At 68.9% G+C, this 18,237-nt stretch carries 20 protein-coding genes; all 20 read right to left on the bottom strand.

Features of this window, described 5'->3' with window-relative positions:
* Positions 1-102: 102 nt before the first annotated feature.
* Positions 103-543: an excinuclease ATPase subunit gene (locus V3B30_RS07815; protein ID WP_100474669.1), complete on the bottom strand. Its 441-nt coding sequence runs from the start codon at positions 541-543 to the stop codon at positions 103-105.
* A 74-nt stretch (positions 544-617) separates the two neighbouring features.
* On the bottom strand, positions 618-1,856 hold the full coding sequence (locus V3B30_RS07810) for a beta-ketoacyl-ACP synthase (protein WP_100474672.1): 1,239 nt from the start codon (positions 1,854-1,856) through the stop codon (positions 618-620).
* Entirely contained in the window at positions 1,856-2,587 is a 732-nt protein-coding gene (locus V3B30_RS07805; protein ID WP_100474675.1) for a 3-ketoacyl-ACP reductase FabG2, read from the bottom strand. Before V3B30_RS07805 ends, V3B30_RS07810 begins: the two co-directional genes overlap by 1 nt.
* Entirely contained in the window at positions 2,584-3,039 is a 456-nt protein-coding gene (locus V3B30_RS07800; RefSeq protein ID WP_100474678.1) for a hotdog family protein, read from the bottom strand. The genes V3B30_RS07805 and V3B30_RS07800 overlap by 4 nt, the downstream gene beginning before the upstream one ends.
* A complete protein-coding gene (locus tag V3B30_RS07795) occupies positions 3,036-4,220 on the bottom strand; it encodes a beta-ketoacyl-ACP synthase (protein ID WP_262084228.1) in 1,185 nt (394 codons plus the stop codon). Before V3B30_RS07795 ends, V3B30_RS07800 begins: the two co-directional genes overlap by 4 nt.
* Entirely contained in the window at positions 4,217-4,774 is a 558-nt protein-coding gene (locus tag V3B30_RS07790; protein ID WP_315973590.1) for a DUF3261 domain-containing protein, read from the bottom strand. Before V3B30_RS07790 ends, V3B30_RS07795 begins: the two co-directional genes overlap by 4 nt.
* Positions 4,762-6,012 (bottom strand): NAD(P)/FAD-dependent oxidoreductase, encoded by a 1,251-nt coding sequence (locus V3B30_RS07785; protein ID WP_262084226.1) that lies wholly within the window; start codon positions 6,010-6,012, stop codon positions 4,762-4,764. The genes V3B30_RS07790 and V3B30_RS07785 overlap by 13 nt, the downstream gene beginning before the upstream one ends.
* 54 nt (positions 6,013-6,066) lie before the next feature.
* Entirely contained in the window at positions 6,067-8,442 is a 2,376-nt protein-coding gene (locus tag V3B30_RS07780; RefSeq protein ID WP_262084225.1) for a hypothetical protein, read from the bottom strand.
* Entirely contained in the window at positions 8,414-9,037 is a 624-nt protein-coding gene (locus tag V3B30_RS07775) for an outer membrane lipoprotein carrier protein LolA (RefSeq protein WP_262084335.1), read from the bottom strand. The genes V3B30_RS07780 and V3B30_RS07775 overlap by 29 nt, the downstream gene beginning before the upstream one ends.
* Positions 9,038-9,039: 2 nt before the next feature.
* Positions 9,040-9,471 carry an acyl-CoA thioesterase gene (locus tag V3B30_RS07770; protein ID WP_262084224.1) on the bottom strand — a complete coding sequence of 144 codons (432 nt, stop codon included), beginning with the start codon at positions 9,469-9,471 and terminating at the stop codon, positions 9,040-9,042.
* Positions 9,458-11,008, bottom strand: coding sequence for an aromatic amino acid ammonia-lyase (locus tag V3B30_RS07765; protein WP_032960620.1), 1,551 nt, complete (start codon positions 11,006-11,008; stop codon positions 9,458-9,460). Before V3B30_RS07765 ends, V3B30_RS07770 begins: the two co-directional genes overlap by 14 nt.
* Positions 10,998-11,939, bottom strand: a complete 942-nt coding sequence (locus V3B30_RS07760; RefSeq protein ID WP_100474695.1) for an acyltransferase — start codon at positions 11,937-11,939, stop codon at positions 10,998-11,000. Before V3B30_RS07760 ends, V3B30_RS07765 begins: the two co-directional genes overlap by 11 nt.
* A gap of 1 nt (position 11,940) precedes the next feature.
* Complete coding sequence (locus V3B30_RS07755) at positions 11,941-12,711, bottom strand: glycosyltransferase family 2 protein (RefSeq protein WP_262084223.1); 771 nt, start codon at positions 12,709-12,711, stop codon at positions 11,941-11,943.
* Positions 12,701-14,386, bottom strand: a complete 1,686-nt coding sequence (locus V3B30_RS07750) for an AMP-binding protein (protein WP_262084222.1) — start codon at positions 14,384-14,386, stop codon at positions 12,701-12,703. Before V3B30_RS07750 ends, V3B30_RS07755 begins: the two co-directional genes overlap by 11 nt.
* Entirely contained in the window at positions 14,379-14,930 is a 552-nt protein-coding gene (locus V3B30_RS07745; RefSeq protein WP_100474704.1) for a hypothetical protein, read from the bottom strand. Before V3B30_RS07745 ends, V3B30_RS07750 begins: the two co-directional genes overlap by 8 nt.
* A gap of 22 nt (positions 14,931-14,952) precedes the next feature.
* Positions 14,953-15,210 (bottom strand): acyl carrier protein, encoded by a 258-nt coding sequence (locus V3B30_RS07740; RefSeq protein ID WP_005411609.1) that lies wholly within the window; start codon positions 15,208-15,210, stop codon positions 14,953-14,955.
* Positions 15,211-15,227: 17 nt separating this feature from the next.
* Complete coding sequence (locus V3B30_RS07735; RefSeq protein ID WP_005411610.1) at positions 15,228-15,485, bottom strand: phosphopantetheine-binding protein; 258 nt, start codon at positions 15,483-15,485, stop codon at positions 15,228-15,230.
* Entirely contained in the window at positions 15,472-16,269 is a 798-nt protein-coding gene (locus tag V3B30_RS07730; protein WP_100474707.1) for a lysophospholipid acyltransferase family protein, read from the bottom strand. The genes V3B30_RS07735 and V3B30_RS07730 overlap by 14 nt, the downstream gene beginning before the upstream one ends.
* Positions 16,262-17,005: a beta-ketoacyl synthase chain length factor gene (locus V3B30_RS07725; protein WP_100474710.1), complete on the bottom strand. Its 744-nt coding sequence runs from the start codon at positions 17,003-17,005 to the stop codon at positions 16,262-16,264. Before V3B30_RS07725 ends, V3B30_RS07730 begins: the two co-directional genes overlap by 8 nt.
* Before the next feature lie 217 nt (positions 17,006-17,222).
* Positions 17,223-18,236: a cytochrome d ubiquinol oxidase subunit II gene (gene cydB, locus V3B30_RS07720; RefSeq protein WP_100474715.1), complete on the bottom strand. Its 1,014-nt coding sequence runs from the start codon at positions 18,234-18,236 to the stop codon at positions 17,223-17,225.
* Position 18,237 lies beyond the last annotated feature (1 nt).

Here is an 18,237-nt window from a genome sequence, read left to right as displayed (position 1 = left end):
AAAGCCGTCAGCCGACGATGGCGGCGTGATCGACGGCGTTTCCCCAGCGGGGTTCAGCAATGTGGCGGCGGCGTTCAGCCAGCACCGCCGCCGCGCGGGCGCTTACTTGACCTTGGCATAGGTGCCCTTCAGCGCAACGCCGGCCAGGATGGCGCCGGCGTAGCACTCGTAGTTGGTGCTGCTCTTGAACTCGTTCTTCTTGTAGTAGCTGACGATGTCGACCACGGCGTTGGCGCCGCGCGACTTGGCACCGTCCTGCAATGCGCGCAGCGCCGACAGTGCGACCCAGCGGCAGGCCTCGGCATCGCTCTTGTTGGCGGCGTTGGTCTTCTTGTTGGTCACGTCCTCGCCCAGGCGCTGCTGCACGCTGACCGGCTGGCCGGCCAGGTAGAAGCGGACGCTGCCGTCGATGCCGGCGTCCTTGGCGGCCTGCGAATTGACCAGTTCCTGCAGGGACTGCTCCACGCGGGTATCGCGGGCAGAAGCGGTGGAGGACAGGGCCAGCAGCGCGGTGGCGGTGGCGATCATGAGAGTGCGGCGCATCGGAACATCTCCTTGTCGAAGGTGCGGGTGGGTAGCGGAAACAGTGCGGTGGGTGGTGGATCAGCGGCGGTGGATCACTCGCGCCATCGGCGGAACACCAGCGAGGTGTTGATGCCGCCGAAGGCGAAGTTGTTGCTCATCACGTACTCGGCCTGCAGTTCGCGGCCCTGTCCGGTGATGAAGTCGAGCTGGCCACAGCGCGGATCGACCTCGGCCAGGTTCAGGGTCGGCGCGAACCAGCCGGCGCGCATCATCTCGATGCTCAGCCAGGCCTCGAACGCACCACAGGCACCCAGCATGTGGCCGACGTAGCTCTTCAGCGAGCTGATCGGCACGCGGCTGCCGAACACCTGCGCGGTCGCCTGGGTTTCGGCGATGTCACCGTGGTCGGTGGCAGTGCCGTGCGCGTTGACGTAGTCGATCTGCGCCGGCTCCAGGCCGGCATCCTCCAGCGCCAGGCGCATGGCCTGGGCCATGGTGTCGGCGCTGGGCTGGGTGACGTGCTGGCCATCGCTGTTGGTGCCGTAGCCGACCACCTCGGCAAGGATGGTGGCGCCGCGTGCCTGCGCGTGCTCCAGGTCTTCCAGGATCAATGTGCAGGCGCCCTCGCCCAGCACCAGGCCGTCACGACCGGCATCGAACGGGCGCGGGGTGGTCTGCGGTGCGTCATTGCGCACGCTGGTGGCGAACAACGTGTCGAACACCGCCGCTGCGGTGGCATCGAGCTGCTCGGCGCCGCCGGCCACCATCACCGTCTGCTTGCCACTGCGGATCGCTTCATAGGCCGCGCCCACGCCCTGGCTGCCGGAAGTGCAGGCACTGGAGGTGGTGTAGACGCGCCCGGACAACCCGAAGAACACGCCGATGTTGACCGGCGCCGTGTGGCTCATCATCTTCAGGTAGGTGGTGGCGCTGATGCCGTCGGTGGTGAATTCGTTGAGCATGCGACCGAATTCGCCGGTAGCCTCATGGCTGCCCGAGGACGAGCCGTAGGCCACGCCGGTGCGGCCGCTGCGCAGTACCGGGTGCTCGTGCAGGCCGGCTTCGCGCAGCGCCACCTCGGTGGCGCGCACCGACATGATCGCGACCTTGCCCATCGAGCGGGTGGTCTTGCGGTTGTAGTTCGGGGGCAGCTCGAAGTCCTGCGCCGGCGCGGCCAGCTTGGTGTTCAGCCCGGCATAGACGTCCCATTCGGGCATCGTGCGCACGGCATTGCGGCAGCTGCGCAGGTGCGCCTCGATGGTGGGCCAGTCGTGGCCGAGCGGACTGATGGCGGCGGCACCGGTAACCACCACGCGACGATCGGCGGCCATCAGAGCATGCCCCCGTTCACCGAGATCACCTGGCGGGTGATGTAGCCGGCCGGTTCGGACAGCAGGAAGGCAACCGTGGCTGCCACTTCCTCCGGCCGACCGACACGGCCGGCGGGAATCAGCTTGAGCGCATGTTCGATCACTTCATCGTTGAGCATTTCGGTCTCGATCAGGCCCGGGGCCACGCAGTTGACGGTGATCTGGCGGCTGGCCAGTTCCAGCGCCAGTGCCTTGGTGGCACCGATGATGCCGGCCTTGGCCGCGCTGTAGTTGACCTGGCCGCGGTTGCCGGCCAGCCCGGACACCGACGACAGGGTGACGATGCGGCCCGGCTTGCGCCGCCGCACCATCGGCATGATCAGCGGATGCAGCACGTTGTAGAAGCCATCCAGGTTGGTGTGGATGACCTGGTCCCAATCCTCCGCCGAAAGCGCCGGGAAGGCGCCATCGCGGGCGATGCCGGCATTGCAGACCACGCCGTAGTACGCGCCGTGTGCTTCGACATCGGCCTCCAGCGCAGCGCGTGCGGCCTCGCGGTCGGCTACGTCGAACGCCAGCACGCGGGCCTGCCGGCCCAGGGCCTGGATCTCGGCCACCACGGCCTGTGCCTCTTCCACGCGGCTGCGGCAGTGCACCACCACGTCGAAGCCATCACGCGCGATGCGCAGCGCGATGGCCCGGCCGATACCCCGGCTGGCGCCGGTCACCAGCACGCTTCGATTCCCTGTCATGCCTGTCCACTCTCCAGATAGGCCATCGCATCGGCCGGTTCGAATACCGATACGTTGGCTGTCGCCCATTCGTCCTCGCCCGCCAGGATGCGGCAGGCGAACATCCCCAATCCATTGTCACCCAACAGCTCGCAGCGCGCCTGTACGCGCAGCCGGGTGCCACTGGGAAAGCCGCTGCAGCGGCTGCTGTAGCGCCGGCTGCCGAGCAGGAAGCCGAGCTGCGGTGGCTTGCCGGCCGCACGCGCTCGGCAGCCGGCCCAGGCCGCGATGGCCTGCGCCATGTATTCGATGCCGACCCACGCCGGCACCTCGCCGTTCTCCACGAACAGGCCGGCCTCGGGCACCACCAGTTCGGCCTCGATGGCGTCCTGGTCCCACCGCGTGATGCGCTCCAGCAGGCACATGTCCTGGCGGTGCGGGACCACGTCTTCGATCGCGTACAGCGTGTTCATCGGCGCTCCAGCGCCAGCACGGCATTGCTGCCGCCGAAGGCGAACGAATTGCTCAGCACCCGCCGCGGGGGGTGCGCCAGGCGGGAGCCCGGCACGACCAGCGGCAGCACCGGCAATGCGGGATCGGCCACGCCGTCCCACCAGTGGGGCGGCAGCAGCTGCTGTGGGTTCTCGGCCAGCAGGATCCAGCATAGTGCCGCCTCGATCGCACCCGAGGCGCCCAGCGTATGGCCGGTCAATGGCTTGGTCGAACTGGCCGGCACGCTGTTGCCCAGCACCTGCGAGACCGCCAGGCTTTCCATCGCATCGTTGTGGCCGGTGGCGGTGCCATGCAGGTTCACGTAGTCCACTTCGTCGGCCGCCCAGCCGGCACGCAGCAGCGCCTGCTGCAGGGCATCGATGGCGCCCAGCCCCTGCGGATCGGGGGCCGACATGTGGTGCGCATCGGCCGACTCGCCCCACCCGGCCAGGCATACCGGGCCGGGCTCGCGGGTGAGCAGGAACAACGCCGCCCCCTCCCCGATGTTGATGCCGGCGCGATGCTGCGAGAACGGATTGCAGCGCAATGCCGATACCGATTCCAGCGCGCTGAAGCCGGCCACGGTGAAACGGCACAGCGAATCGGCGCCCCCGGCGATCACCGCATCGACGATGCCGGCGCGCAGCATGCGCGCGGCCGACATCAGCGCTTTGGCGCTGGACGAGCAGGCGGTGGACAGGGTCCATGCCGGCCCCTGCGCGCCACTGCGCTGGCGCACGAACTGCGCGGCAGTACCCATCTCCTGCTGGGCGTAGTCGAAGCCCTGCGGCCACTGGCCCTGTTCGGCGTGGCTGCGCAGGGCCTGCTCGGATTCACCGATGCCGGAGGTGCTGGTGCCCAGCACCACCGCCACGCGCCCGGCGCCATGGCGGGCAATCGCGGCGGCCACTGCCGGTGCGATCTGCGCCAGTGCCACGTCCAGCAGGGCGTTGTTGCGCCCGCGCAGGGCCACCGGCAGGTCATCCAGCGTCGGCAGCGGCGTGCGGACTTCTCCCAGCGCCAGGGTGCGTCCCGGCAACAGGCTGTCGTTGTCACTGAGCCCGCCCGGCGCGTCGGCGAACAGTGCCGACGTCACAGCGGCACGGCCATCGCCGAGCGCACAGACCACGCCCAGATCATTCAGGTAGATCGGTGCACTCATGGGTCCTGCCCGGCCATGTCGATCGACTCGATGCGCAGGGCGTAGCCTTCGGCGCGGTTGTCCAGCTGCACGCTGCCATCGTCCAGGCGCTGCAGCTGCAGCCACACCGTGCCGTCGCGCGACAGGCTGCGCTGATGACCGTCATCGCTGACATTCCAGCCGGCCGGCAACGCGGCGGCAATAGCCGCGGTCGGCCACAGCGCGAACTGCAGGTCATCCAGCACACGTTCGGCACGCACCTGTGGCGGCAGCCACGGCGCGCGCTGCTGGGTCAGTTGCTGGCCGTCCCACTGCAGGCGCACGCCGGTCTGCCCCATCGCCTGAACCGCCAGCCGCACCTGCTGCGCGTCGGCTTCCAGCAAGGCGTCGAGGTCGCGCTCATGGCTGCCGAAACGGAAATGCAGCTGTTGCTGCAGCGCCAACGGCGACGGCAGGCTGGCCGGCGACAGGCGCAGCGGCGGCAGTTCCACCTGCGGCTTCGGCATGCGGCCGGCACAGGCCGCCAGCAGCAGGCACAACAGCACGGCCACGGTACGGGCGATCACGCGCTGCACAGCTGCTCCAGCACGCGCATGCGGCGGCCGCTTTCGTCGGCCACATACGGATTGTTGGTGTCCCAGGCGTAGCCGGCCAGGATGGAACTGATCATGTCGCGTACTTCGGGCTGTTGCTGCGGGTGGTAGATGATCTTCTGGAACCCGCCTTCGTACCAGCTTTCGACGAAGCGGCGGAAGGTCTTCACACCGGCACGCAGCGGGATCGAGAACTCGGCTTCCCAGTCGACGGTTTCACCGGCATAACGGCGCGCCAGGCATTCGCTGGCCAACTGCGCCGACTTGAAGGCGATGGTGACGCCGGAGGAGAACACCGGGTCGAGGAACTCGCCGGCATTGCCCAGCAGGGCGTAGCCCGGGCCCCACAGCGAGCTGACATTGGCCGAGTAGCCGGTGATGCGGCGTACCGGCAGCACCGCCCATTCGGCATTGGCCAGCAGGCGGGTCAGGTTGGGGTCCTCGCCAACGATGGCCTGCAGCTTCTGCAGGTCGTCGCCCTTGTAGCGTTCGAAGAACGACGGTTCGGCAACCACGCCCAGCGAGCAGCAGCCGTTGGAGAACGGGATCGTCCAGTACCAGACGTCGATGTGCTCGGGATGGGTGGTGATCAGGATCTTGTTGCGGTCGAAGTCCGCTTCAGCCGGAATGTTGTCGCGCACGTGGCAGAAGATCGCGCCACGCACCGGGAAATTGGACGGCGATTCCAGCTGCAGCAGGCGCGGCAGCAGGCGCGCGAAACCGGACGCATCCAGGATGAAATCGGCCTCGATGCGGTACTCGCTGCCGTCCGGGCGACGCACGGTCACCGCCGGTTGCTCGCCCGGCTCGACCGCAAGCACTTCATCGCCGAAGCGCAGCGTGGTGCCCATGCGCTCGGCGCCGCGCGCCAGCACGTTGTCGAAGTCGGCGCGCTGCACCTGGTAGGTGGTGCCCCAGCCTGGCGAGAACTTCTTCCTGAAGTCGAACGCGGTGCGCGCCTCGCCATGCACGAAGGCAGCGCCGTTCTTGTGCTGGAAACCTGCTTCGACCACGTCCTGCAACAGCCCGGCGGCTTCGATGTATTCCATGCTTTGCGGCAGCAGGCTTTCACCGATGGAGAAGCGCGGGAACTGCTGGCGCTCCAGCATCAGCACCTGGCGGCCCTGCTGGCGCAGCATCGCCGCGGCCACGGAGCCGGCCGGGCCGGCGCCGATGATCAGGATTTCAGTACGTTCGACAGCATCCACAGCAGTATTCATCGGTGCGTCCTTGTTGCTCGATCAAGTGGAAAGTAAGGAGGTCGGAGAACCGGCTCAGGCCGGCGGCAGATCGTGCGGCGGCGGCCGGAACAACGGCGAGATCAGCCAGACCAGGCCAATGCCGAACAGCAGGGTCAGGCCGAACGCGCGCAGCGCCGGCGTCTGCGACAGTCCCAGCAGGCCGAACGACAGCCAGGTACTGGCGGCACCCACGCACACCGCCAGCCACGCGCTGGCGTCGCCGCGGTGCTCGATCAGGAAGATGCCGTAGTCGATGCCCATGCCCAGCAGCAGCATCAGTGCCAGCACGTTGAACAGCTGCAGCGGCTGGCCGAACAGGCCCAGCAGGCCCAGGGTCAGCGCGCCGGCAATCAGGGTCGGCGCGAACACGCGCCAGGCCTGGCGGCGGTAGCGCAGCCACAGCGCGCCGAACACCAGCACGATGCCGACCAGCAGCAGCCCACCCATCAGCTTGCGGTAGTGGCCCAGCAGCTGCGAGAAGTCGGCGGTGCGGTCCACCCAGCGCACACCCGCCAGGCCCTCGGCCGCCCCACGCAGGGTGGCCAGCGCATCGGCGCGCGACAGGTCATCGACCATCACCACGCTGATCATCTGCCCACCGACCTTGCCTACCCACAGGTGACGGAACGGCTGCGAGGCTGGCGAGGCCAGGAACGCCTCGGCAGTCAGCGGCGTGGCGGCGAAGTCCGGGCGCGGCAGGGGTTCGCCGACCGCATCGGACACCGCATCCAGCACGCCCGGTTCCACCTTCGCGGTCAGCGCGGCGTCGGCCTGCTGGCGCGCCGGCGACGGCAACCAGTCGCTGATCGCGCGGTAGCCACCAATGCGCTTCTCATTGGCCAATACACGCAGGCGTTCAGTCAGCGCTTCCTCACGCTGCAGCAGCTGTGCGGCGTCACTGCCCTGCACCAGGTAGAACTGCGCCGGGCTGGGCATGCCCAGCAGCTGGCTCAGGCGGATCTGCTGGGCCATCAATGCCGGCGGCGAGGACTGCAGGCTGCGCAGGTCGTCATTGCTCTGCAGGCGGGCAATACCGATGGCAGACAGCGCCAGCGTGATCACCAGGAACATCGTCACCCTGCGGCGGCCATGCAGGCGCGGGAAGCGCTCCAGCGTGTTGCCCAGCCACTGCGAGAAACGGGTCTGGCGGATCTCGCCGCCATCCAGCCACGGGAACCAGAAGATCACGGTAAGGAAGGCGGCAGCCAGGCCGACCACCGAGAACAGCGCCATCTGGCGCAGGCCCGGGAACGGCGCCAGGCCCAGTGCCACGTAGGCCAGCGCGCTGGTCAGCAGGGCCAGCCACAGGCCCGGCAACAGGTGACGCAGCAGTTTCCAGCGGCGATCGGCCGGCTCGGCCTGGCGCGAGGCAAACCAGTGGATGCCGTAATCCTCGGCCACGCCCACCAGCGAGGCACCGAACACCAGGGTGAGCACGTGCACCTTGCCGAACACCAGCACGGTCACCGCCAGCGCCACGCCACAGCCAATCAGCAACGATGCGGCGACCAGCAGGATCGGCCGCAGCGAGCGGAACGCCAGCCATACCAGCAGCAGCACCGCGGCCAGCGAGCCCCAGCCGATGGTGTTGATCTCCTGGTTGGCCTGCACCGCAGCCGCCTCGGCGTGCAGCGGCACGCCAGCATGCAGGATTTCCAGCTCGGGCGCCGCCGCCCTGGCGGCCTGCCCGGCGCGCTCCAGCAGGCCATCGAGATGGCGCTCACCATCGAGCTGGAACGCCGAACCCGGCGTGTCGAACTGCAGCGCGGCCCAATGCTTGCCTTCGGCCTCGAGCAGGCCGTCGTCCCCCAGCCGCAATCCTGAACCCTGTGCCTGCTGCTGCCACCATTGCGGCCACAGCGACAACGGGTCTTGCCGCCAGTCGGTCAGGCGCGGGGCGCCCATCGGGCCGTACAGCGCAGCCAAGGCCTGCTCGGCCAACGCGGCCGGCTCGCTGACCTGCAGCTGCTCGCGCTGGGCTGGGGTCAGCAGGCGGTCGCGGTACGGCGCGTAGAACGCGCGCGCCTCATCGAACCAGCCTTCGATCGAACCGCTGGGCACCAGCAAGGCGTGGTCGGCGTCCTTGGCCATGGCCGCGGCAAAGGCGGCCTGCGCACGCTTGGCGGCGGCGCCGTCCTTGCTGCCGAGCAGCACCACCACCTGCCGCGAGCTGCCATCTGCGATGCGCCGGGTGACGTCGCTCAGCAGGCGGTCATGCGCATCCTGCGGCAACAGCGCGAGGATGTCGGTGTCGATCCGCGATTGCTGGCTCCACAGCTGCCACTGCTGTGCGCCCAGCACCAGCAGCAGCACCAGCCAGGCGATGCCCAGCCAGTGCCACCAGCGCCGCAACCGGTCCGGTGCATTCGATGCCACGGCCTCACTCAAAGCGGCGCGCCTCGTCGGCATTGAGCGTGGCCGGCGCCTCGCTCAATGCGCTGAACTGGATCTGCGTGCGGTCCTTGTTGGCCTCCACGATCTCGACCTGGCGCACGTAGCGGTCGCCCTGCAGGGTCAGCGATTCGAAAGCCTTGGCCAGCATCGCCGACTTCGGCGTCAGGCGCAGCCGCCAGCCCTGCCCTTCACGGCTGGCCGCCACCTTGAACTGGCTGGACAGCGCCTGCACGTCGCCGCTCATCAGCGCGAACATGATCGCGTTCACCGAACGCATCGCCGGCTGCTGCCGCGCATCGAGCTCGACGCGGGTGCTGCCATCGCGCTGGCGGCTGAGGATGCGGTCGGCGGTGACCACCACCTCGGAGGGGAACGGCTTGAGCGTGGACCAGATCACGCCGTGCTGGCGCGCGACCACGAACCGGCCCTGCGAGCGCAACGGGTTCTTGAAGCCGCTGACCTGCTTTTCCTGGCTGAACTGGCCGCGCAGCACGTCCGGCCGCGCCACCGCCTGGGTGATCGCATCGATGGCGGGGTCGGCCGCCTGCACCTGCGGTGCGGCAACGAACATCAGCGCGCACAGCAGCACGCTCGGAAGACGGGCAAGCATGTTCACGGCGCAGGCACTCCCAGGCGTTCCCACAGTACCGGCGGGCACTGGTACAGCATTTCCTTGCTGGCCGCGTCCACCGCGACCTGGATGGTCATCGCGCGGGTCAGCACCTGGCCGCTCTGCACATCGACGATTTCGTACTCGATCTTCAGCCGGTTCTCCCATTCCACGATGCGCGCGATCACGCGCAGCGCCTGGTTGAACAGCAGCGGGCGCACGTACTTCACCCGGGCATCGACCACCGGCCACAGGTAGCCCGATTCGAGCATCTGCGGGTAGTCGTAGTCGTAGCGCCCGAGCAGCGCACAGCGCGCGATCTCGAAGTACTTGAAGTAGTTGCCATGCCAGACCACGTTCATCGGATCGCAGTCATGGAAGGCAGGGGTCAGCGCAATCTCGCCGACCCGTTCGATGGCCTCATTCACCGGCATACAGCTCCCAACGTTGCGCGCGGATCTCCACCAGCAGCTCCCGCAGTTCGCGATCCAGCGCGCGGTCTTCTTCAACCAGGGCGATGCGCTGCCCGAGGTCGGCGTACATGTCGGCCAGACTGCCATGCAGCTGCGCGTTCAGGCCAACCCGTTCGCGCAGCGCCAGGCCCTGGCGGGCGGCGATCAGCATCGCGGCCACCACCTGTTCAGTCAGCTCGATCACGCGCAGGCAGTCGCGCGCGGCGATGGTGCCCATGCTGACCTTGTCCTGGTTGTGGCACTCGGTGGAACGCGAGAACACGCTGGCCGGCATGGTCTGCTTGAGCGCTTCGGCAGTCCAGGCCGAAACACTGATCTGCAGCGCCTTCAGGCCATGGTTGATGGCTGCGCGCGGGCCGGTGGCCGCCGACAGGTTGGCCGGCAGGCCGTGGTTGTAGCGGGCATCAACCACCAGTGCCAGCTGCCGGTCGAGCAGATCGGCAACGTTGGCCACGGTGTTCTTCAGGGTGTCCATCGCCAGCGCGATGTGGCCGCCGTAGAAGTGGCCGCCATGCAGGATGCGCTCGCCGTCGGCATCGATCAGCGGGTTGTCGTTGGCGCTGTTCAGCTCGGTTTCGATCAGCTGGCGCAGGAACGGCAGGCTGTCCTCCAGCACGCCGATCACGTGCGGTGCGCAGCGCAGCGAGTAGCGGTCCTGCAGGCGCTGTTCATTGCGCGGCGGGCGTTCGCTGTGCAGGTCGCTGCGCAGGCGCGCGGCGATGCGGCCCTGGCCCGGGTGCGGCTTGGCGGCGAACAGGGTTTCGTCGAAGTGGTGCGCGTTGCCGTCGCTGGCCAGCACGTTGAACGCAGTCAGCCGCGTGGCCATGCGCGCAAGGTAATCAGCGCGCTGCCAGGCCAGGCAAGCCAGGCCGGTCATCACCGCGGTACCGTTCATGATCGCCAGGCCTTCCTTCGGCCGCAGCTTCAGCGGGGTCATGCCGATCTTCGCCAGCACCTCGGCCGCCGGCTGCACGCGACCGTCGTGCAGCACCTCGCGCTCGCCGCACAGCACCGCCGCCACGTACGACAGCGGCGTCAGGTCGCCACTGGCACCCACCGAACCTTCGGCCGGAATCATCGGCAGCACGTCGTGCTGCAGCAGCGTGGCCAGGCCTTCCAGCAGCGGCACGCTGACACCGGACATGCCGCGCACCAGCGACGCCAGGCGCGCGGCCAGCACGGCGCGGGTCTCGACCGGGTCCAGGTAACGGCCCAGGCCGCAGCCGTGGTAGGTGTACAGGTGGTGCGGCAGTTCCGCCACCAGCGCCGGCGGGATGTTCACCGTGCACGAGTCGCCGTAGCCGGTGGTCACACCGTAGATCACGCCGTCCTCGCGCAGCAGGCGGTCGAGGAAATCGGCACCGCGCTGGATGTGCGCGCGGAACGCCGGCGCGTCGCTCAGTGCGGCCTCGCACTGGCGCTGGGCCAGGGCAACCACGTCTTCAATGGTCAACGGTGCATCGCCAAAGCGGCACACGGGTACGGCGTCAGTCGTCATGCGGAGCCTGATCCCAGAAGGGGAAGAAATTGAACCAGTCCAACGGGGACTGGATGACCTGGAGTTCCAGCCAGCGCGCGAAGCGCTGTGCCTGTTCGGCCAGTGCAGCGTCGCGCGAGCCACGCGGCAGCACGATGCGCTCGGCGAACTGTTCAAATGCCACGCGGTAGCCCTCGCCCTGGTGCAGGCAGGCCATGGTGTAGACCGGGCAACCGAGCGCGGCGGCGAGCACATAGGCGCCGATCGGGAACGGCGCGCGGTGGCCAAGGAATTCAGCGGTGACGCTGCGGCCGCCCTGTACCGGCGTGCGGTCGCCAACGATGGCGACGAAGCCACCCGCCGCCACGCGCTCGGCCAGCATCACCGCAGTGGCCGGCCCCATTTCGGTCACCTGCACCAGTTCCACCGCCGCCAGCGGGTCCAGCCGCTGCAGCAGGCGGTTGAAGCGCTGCGCGTGCGCGGTATGCACCAGCACGGTGATGCGGAACCCCGGCACCTGTTCGGCCAGCACCTGGCACAGTTCCAGGCAGCCGATGTGCGCGGTGAGGATCAGCCCGCCTTCGCGGCGCGCGATCTTTTCCAGCACCAGGTCGCGATGCAGGTGGATGCGTCCGGCCGGATAACGCCCGCCCAGCCCGAGGATCTTGTCCAGCATCGTGTCGGCAAACGCGAAGAAGTGGCGCAGGCTGTCACGCCGGGTCGGCGTGCGGCCGAGCGCGCCACTGTGCGCCTGCAGACGCTGCAGGTACTGCATCGAGGCCTGGCGTCCAACGCGGTTGCCCAGCCAATGGCAGGCCACCACCGGCCACACGCACAGGCGGAACGGCCAGCGCCCGAACCAGCGGTGCACCCAGCACAGGAACAGCACGCCGGCCACCGAGGTGGATTCGCCGATGTCGGCCCAGTGCGGGGCACCCTGCGCGGCCGCCATCTCAGCGCTGCCCCCGCAGGCGGCGCCACAGCAGGCGCGGTGCGCGCCAGAGCATGCCGAAGAACAGGCGGGTATGCATCCGGCTGATGCGCACGTTGTCACGCCACACATCGAAGTGCGACACGCCATCGGATGGATAGGTCACGCGCGTGGCCAGATGCTCGACCGGCAGTTGCCGCCAATACAGGCGCACCATCACTTCGGTATCGAAATCCATGCGCCGGCCAATGGTCTCTTCACCGATCAGGCGCAGTACCGGCGGCAGCGGATACACGCGGAAGCCGCACATGGTGTCGCGCAGGTGCAGCGACAGCGTGTTGATCCAGACCCAGATATGGGTCGCGTAGCGGCCGTACAGACGCGCCTTCGGAACACTGGCATCGTAGGCCGGAATGCCGCAGATCACCGCATCCGGCTGCGCCTGCGCCGCCTCGATGAAGCGCGGCAGGTCGCCGGTGTCGTGCTGGCCGTCGGCATCGATCTGCAGCACGTGGCTGTAGCCACGCGCACCGGCCTCGGCAAAGCCGGCCAGCATCGCCCCGCCCTTGCCCTGGTTCACGTCCAGGCGCAGCAGGTCGACACCCTGGCGCTGTGCCAGCGAACGCAGCACCGCCGCGCAGGAGGCCCGCGAACCATCGTCGACCAGCAGGCAGGGCAGGCCGGCGGCCTGCACGCCGTCGACCACCGCCGCGATGGCGTGCTCGTGGTCGTAGACGGGAATCACCACCAGTGGTGCGAACGCGGCACCGGCAACGGCCGGGTCAGTCCGCATCAGCGAAAACCACCTTGCCGCTGGCATGCACGCCGTGGCTGGAGGTGTAGCGGAAGGCCAGCACGTTGCGTGCGGCATCCCAGTCCAGCTGCAGGGTCAGCTCATCGCCCGGGCGGGCCACGTGCTGGAATTTCACCGCGTCCATGCGCAGGAACGCCGCCGGCATCGCAAACGCCTGGCGGCCGAAACGCACCGCCCAGTCCAGCTGCGCCACGCCGGGCAGGATCGCCGCCTGCGTGAAGTGGCCCTGGAACGGCCTCAGCGCCGGGTCCAGGATCATGCGCAAGGTGGCGCTGGCGGCATCGCGGCGGTCCCATGACGGCACCGGCATCAGCGGTTGGAACAGCGCTGCCAGTGCCGCCTGGGTCACCTTGCCCTGCGCGTTGATCGGCAGCGACGGCACCAGGCGCCAACGGCGCGGCCGGGTCACCGCGTCATGCGCATGCGCCAGACGCGCGCCGAGGCGCTGGCCCAGCGCGCGGCGCGCGGCATCACCGCCCTCCAGCAGCGTCGGGTCAGCCGGTACCACCACCGCGGCCAGCTGCTCGCGCTGCCCGGGCAGCACCAGCACGCGCGCGTCATCCACTTCGGCGTCTTCGCGCAGCGCGCGTTCCAGCGCATCCAGCGACACGCGGCGTTCTTCGATCTTGACGATGCGGTCGGCGCGGCCCAGCAGGCGGAAGCGGCCATCGGCCAACGCTTCAACGCGGTCCTGGGTACGCCACCAGTCGGGGGTTTCCAGATGCGCCGAGGCCACCGCCAGGCAGCCGTCGTCGATCCGCCACTGCACGCCCGGCAGCGGCTGCCATGGCGGCAGGTCGGTGTCCCAGCGGCGCCAGGCGATGCCGCCAGTCTCGCTGCTGCCATAGACCTCGGTTGGGGCCACGCCCAGCCACTGCCGTACCTGCCGCGCCGCGTCTTCCGGCAGCGGGCCGCCGGAAGAGAACACCGCGCGCAGGCGGCCATGCAGGCTGGCCCAGTCGAGCTGCTCAGGCAGACGCTTGAGGTGGGCCGGCGTCGCCACCAGCACTGTGTCGGCACCAGCCAGCGCGCCCACCAGGTCTTCGTGGAAGAACCGGCGCGGATGGATCAGGCGGCCGGCGGCCAGCGGCCACAACACGCGGAACAGCAGCCCGTAGATGTGCTGGTGGGACACCGTGCCATGGACCTGCACACCCTCCATCTGCGCACCGAACGCGGCCTGCAATGCCTCCACCTCGCGCGCCAGCTGGTCCAGGCGCTTGCCGATCGCACTGGGCTGGCCGGTGCTGCCGGAGGTGAACACGCACAGTTCGCAGGCGCGCTCGTCCAGCGCCTGCAGTTCATCGTCCAGCACGGCGTCCCGCACCGCCAGCGGGTGGTAATCAGCGCAGACATCGCCCGCGAAACCGCTCACCCGCGGCTGCAGCGCCTGCAGCGTGGCCGGCAGGTTGTCGGCGGCCAGGAACACCCGCTTGCCGGCGTGCCAGGCACCGAACAGCGCTGCGGCAAAGGCCACGGCGTCGTCGAAGTACAGGGCCCAGTCGCGGCCTTCGGCGGCCGCAAAGGTGGCGCGCCAGGCCAGTACGTGCTGGCGGAAGCCGGCGTGGTCAACCACCTCCCCGTCGCAGAGGCCGACGCTGCGCTGCGGCCGTGCCTCCAGCAGCAACCGGTCCAGGGCAATCCAGTCAGCCATGCGCGTGCGCCGCCTTCACCCGCCGCCGTACCAGCCACTCACCCGCGAACAACACGCCCATCATCACGTACGCCAACAATCCGTTGTAGAGCATCCAGACCCGGTCCGACGCGTACAGCGCGGTCAGCAGGGCCAGGCTGCCGTTGAGAACGAAGAAGCCGCACCACACCTGGGTGACGCGGCGGGTATAGGCCACCGCGAACGGCGGCAGGTCCGGCTCCTGCAGCCGCGCCAGGCGCTCCACCAGCGGCGGCCCGAAGCGCAGGCTGGTGCCGAACACCACCAGCATCACCGCGTTGACCAGCGCCGGGTACAGCTTCAGCGGCAGGGCCTGGTTCAGCACGGTGGCCAGCACTGCCAGCAGGCCGGTGCCGGCGGCGGCGGCCCACCACAACGGCTGGCGCGTGCTCAGCGCACGCAGCAGGGCCAGGGTGAACAGCAGCAGCGACAGCCAGCGCGGCTCGAAACGGCCCATCGCCAGGTACACCAGCAGCGGGTAAGCCAGCGAAATCGCTGCCACCACGACGGTACGTGCGCGAGCCATGGCGAAGCCGCCGGCGCTGCGGTCAGGCGGCTGCCTGGTCCGGCAGCAGTCCATGCACAACATCGACGATGTCCTGCACGGTGCGCACGGCCTTGAACGCCTCCGGCTGCAGATTGCGGCCGAGCAGCGGCTTGAGCTGCACGATCAGGTCGACCGCATCGATGCTGTCGATGTCCAGGTCGTCGTACAGGCGGGCCTCGGGTGTGATCCGGGCGGTTTCGATCTCGAAGCTGTCGGTCAGGATGCTGACGATGCGTTCGAACAGTTCATTCTTGGTCATGGCAATTCCTGGCGCCGTTACGACTGGCGGGCGGCGACGAACTCGCCGAGCGCGCGCACGCTGGAGAAATGGCGACGGGTTTCTTCCGAATCGGCCGAGAGGCTGACACCGTACTTCTTCTGCAACGCCAGGCCCAGCTCCAGCGCGTCGATCGAATCCAGGCCAAGGCCCTCGACGAACAGCGGCGCGGTCGGATCGATGTCCTCCGGCGTGATGTCCTCCAGCGAAAGGGAGGAAATGATCAATTCCTTGATCTCGTGCTCAAGTGCTTGCACGGGGCGGATCTCCAGACAGGTCGAAATAACGAGAAAGGTGCTCGGTGACGCGGCGTGCTGCCAAGGCATCCCCCCTTGGCGAGTCGTCATCGGCCAGGAAGGGCGCGATCGGGATATCTTCGCCGATCTGCAGCCGAACGTGAAAGCGACGTGAGGGGACACGATACCACTTCTGTCCCTTGGTCAGCGTGGGCGGGGTGCAGGTGATCCGCACCGGGGTGATGTCCAGCCGGCCGCGGACGGCGATGTTGGCAGCCCCGCGCTGCAGCCGTGGCGGCTGGCCCGGCACGCTGCGGGTGCCCTCCGGGAAGATCACCAAGGTACCGCCGGCATGCACCGCCGCCACGCAGTCGTCAACCAGGCCCGCCCCGTCATCGTTGGCGATGTAGCCGGCCGCCCGCACCGGGCCGCGCATGAACGGGTTGCAGGCCACGGCCCGCTTCACCACGCAATCGGCGTTGGGCAGCAGCGAGATCAGGCAGACCACGTCGATCAGGGTCGGGTGATTGGCCAGAACCAGCAAACCGTCGCGCTGCAGGCGTTCACCGCCCTCGATCTGGTAGGTCATCACCCCCAGCGCACGCATCAGGCGCAGGTGGCTGGCAAAGGCAGCCTGGACCACGCGGCGGGCCCGTCGGCGGCGGGCCACCGGATCGCGCATCAGCAGCAGCACCGGCATCACCAGCACGCCCAGCAGCAGGCCGCCCACGCCAAATGCGACAAAGCTCAGGCCGGTGCCGAGCACCCGCCAGGCATGATCGAGGCGGCGCAGCGCCTCAGCCACGGCGCCCCCAGCGCCAGCGCTGGCCCTGGGCCACGTGCTCCAGCGCCGGCGCGCCGGACAGCAGGAAGCGGTGGAGGTCCAGCGCGTGCGGCAGCATGCCCGGTGCGGTGGCCGCGGCATGCGGCGCCGCTTCCCACTGCAGCGAGAGGGTCGGCTGGCCCGGCGTTGGCGCGGTCAAGCGCCAGCACCAGGCAAAGAACGGGTCGGGTTCGTCGGCGAACGTCGCGTAAATTTCAGGAAGCGGCGATTCGTAGACCACCACCCGCACTTCTCGGGCACCATCGGCCAGCAGGCCGGCTGCCTCCAGGCAGGCGGTCTCTACCGTGGCTTGGCCTGCGGCCAGCGCCAGGTAGTTGCCGCGGTGGCCGCGGGCGATCGAATACAGCGCCGCGATCGCGTTGTGCACCGACAGGCCGAACCCGGTCGGCGACAGCGGCTGCTCGCCGGCCAGCGCCGCGAGCAGATCCATCGAACGGGCCACGTCGCCATGGCGGCTGGCGAACACCAGTGGTACCCGGCTGTCGGCACCCTGCCCGTCCTCGCACCAGCACGCGGCCTGGATCGCCATCCGGCCCAGCCGCTCGATACGGCGGCGCTGCATCGCCGGTATCTCGGCCAGCGCCGGCGTGTCTTCGCCCTGCGGCGGATACGGCGCATCGGCCCAGCCCAGCCACTGGCTACGCTCGCTCAGGCCGGGCGCCCAGGCAGCCCAGTCGACGATGGAGAATTCGATCATTTAGCGATGGTGCTTCAACGGGAGAACGATAGGCACGAGCCATTACGGCGACGCGCGGCGGCCCCCCATTCCTGCAGCCGTGCGTCCGTCCAGGACGTCGCCGGCTGCCCCCCTGGCCGCCGGAAAGGAGCGCACGCTAGCACGTCCTGCACGGGGTGTGCAGGTTTCACATTCCCCAACGCGGGACCCGGCACCGGCAGGCCCCGCATTCAATCGATCAGTGGTAACCGGTATCGGCGTGCACCTTGCCGCGGAACACCCGGTACGACCAGGCCGTGTAGCCGAGGATGACCGGCAGCAGAATGACCAGCCCGACCAGGGTGAAGCCCAGCGAGGAGGCCGGCGCGGCGGCCTGCCACAGGGTCATCGACGGCGGCAGCAGGTAGGGCCACATGCCCAGCACCAGGCCGAGGAAGCCGAGCACGAACAGGGCCAGGCTGAGCAGGAACGGCGGCAGGTCGCGGCGCGGATGGGTGGCGCTGCGCCACAGCGCGGCAGCCACCGCCAGGGTCAGCAACGGCACCGGTGACAGCCACCAGAAGTTGCCGTCGCTGAACCAGCGATCCATCAACCGCGAATCGAGGAACGGCAGCCAGCTGCTGACCAGGCCCATCGCCGCGATCACCGCCACCACCAGCGGCCGCGTCATCTGCCGCGCCAGCGCCTGCACGCGTCCCTCTGTCTTCAGGATCAGCCAGGTGCTGCCCAGCAACGCATAGCCGGCCACCAGGGCGGCACCGGTCAGCATCGCGAACGGGCTGAACCAGGTGAATGCACCGCCCTGGTAGACACCGTCGACCAGCGGGATGCCCTGAACCAGCGTGCCCAGGATCACGCCCTGGGCGAAGGTCGCCAGCAGCGAACCGAGGCCGAATGCCACGCTCCACAGCCGGCGCGAACGATGTGCCTTGAAGCGGAACTCGAACGCCACGCCGCGGAACACCAACGCCACCACCAGCAGCAGCACCGGCAGGTACAGCGCCGACAACAGCACCGCATAGGCCTTGGGGAAGGCCGCCAGCAGGCCAGCGCCGCCCAGCACCAGCCAGGTCTCGTTGCCGTCCCAGATCGGCGCGGCCGTGTTCATCATCAGGTCCAGCTGTTCCTCGTCCTCGGCGAACGGGGCAAGGATGCCGATGCCGAGCACGAAGCCGTCCAGCACCACGTACATCAGCACGCCGAAGCCGATCACCGCGAACCACGCCACCGGCAGCCAGGTCATCAGGTCCATG

Source organism: Stenotrophomonas sp. SMYL41, from assembly GCF_036319965.1.
Classification (GTDB): Bacteria; Pseudomonadota; Gammaproteobacteria; order Xanthomonadales; family Xanthomonadaceae; genus Stenotrophomonas; species Stenotrophomonas maltophilia_R.
Note: the sequence above shows the minus strand (reverse complement) of the source record. Positions and strands in the feature narration are given on the sequence as shown.

Bases quoted from the DNA above. Each gene is read 5' to 3' on its own strand.
- V3B30_RS07815 (WP_100474669.1), bottom strand. From the start codon at position 543: ATGCGCCGCACTCTCATGATCGCCACCGCCACCGCGCTGCTGGCCCTG.
- V3B30_RS07810 (WP_100474672.1), bottom strand. From the start codon at position 1,856: ATGGCCGCCGATCGTCGCGTGGTGGTTACCGGTGCCGCCGCCATCAGT.
- V3B30_RS07805 (WP_100474675.1), bottom strand. From the start codon at position 2,587: ATGACAGGGAATCGAAGCGTGCTGGTGACCGGCGCCAGCCGGGGTATC.
- V3B30_RS07800 (WP_100474678.1), bottom strand. From the start codon at position 3,039: ATGAACACGCTGTACGCGATCGAAGACGTGGTCCCGCACCGCCAGGAC.
- V3B30_RS07795 (WP_262084228.1), bottom strand. From the start codon at position 4,220: ATGAGTGCACCGATCTACCTGAATGATCTGGGCGTGGTCTGTGCGCTC.
- V3B30_RS07785 (WP_262084226.1), bottom strand. From the start codon at position 6,012: ATGAATACTGCTGTGGATGCTGTCGAACGTACTGAAATCCTGATCATC.
- V3B30_RS07780 (WP_262084225.1), bottom strand. From the start codon at position 8,442: ATGCCGACGAGGCGCGCCGCTTTGAGTGAGGCCGTGGCATCGAATGCA.
- V3B30_RS07775 (WP_262084335.1), bottom strand. From the start codon at position 9,037: ATGCTTGCCCGTCTTCCGAGCGTGCTGCTGTGCGCGCTGATGTTCGTT.
- V3B30_RS07770 (WP_262084224.1), bottom strand. From the start codon at position 9,471: ATGCCGGTGAATGAGGCCATCGAACGGGTCGGCGAGATTGCGCTGACC.
- V3B30_RS07765 (WP_032960620.1), bottom strand. From the start codon at position 11,008: ATGACGACTGACGCCGTACCCGTGTGCCGCTTTGGCGATGCACCGTTG.
- V3B30_RS07760 (WP_100474695.1), bottom strand. From the start codon at position 11,939: ATGGCGGCCGCGCAGGGTGCCCCGCACTGGGCCGACATCGGCGAATCC.
- V3B30_RS07755 (WP_262084223.1), bottom strand. From the start codon at position 12,711: ATGCGGACTGACCCGGCCGTTGCCGGTGCCGCGTTCGCACCACTGGTG.
- V3B30_RS07750 (WP_262084222.1), bottom strand. From the start codon at position 14,386: ATGGCTGACTGGATTGCCCTGGACCGGTTGCTGCTGGAGGCACGGCCG.
- V3B30_RS07745 (WP_100474704.1), bottom strand. From the start codon at position 14,930: ATGGCTCGCGCACGTACCGTCGTGGTGGCAGCGATTTCGCTGGCTTAC.
- V3B30_RS07740 (WP_005411609.1), bottom strand. From the start codon at position 15,210: ATGACCAAGAATGAACTGTTCGAACGCATCGTCAGCATCCTGACCGAC.
- V3B30_RS07725 (WP_100474710.1), bottom strand. From the start codon at position 17,005: ATGATCGAATTCTCCATCGTCGACTGGGCTGCCTGGGCGCCCGGCCTG.
- cydB (WP_100474715.1), bottom strand. From the start codon at position 18,236: ATGGACCTGATGACCTGGCTGCCGGTGGCGTGGTTCGCGGTGATCGGC.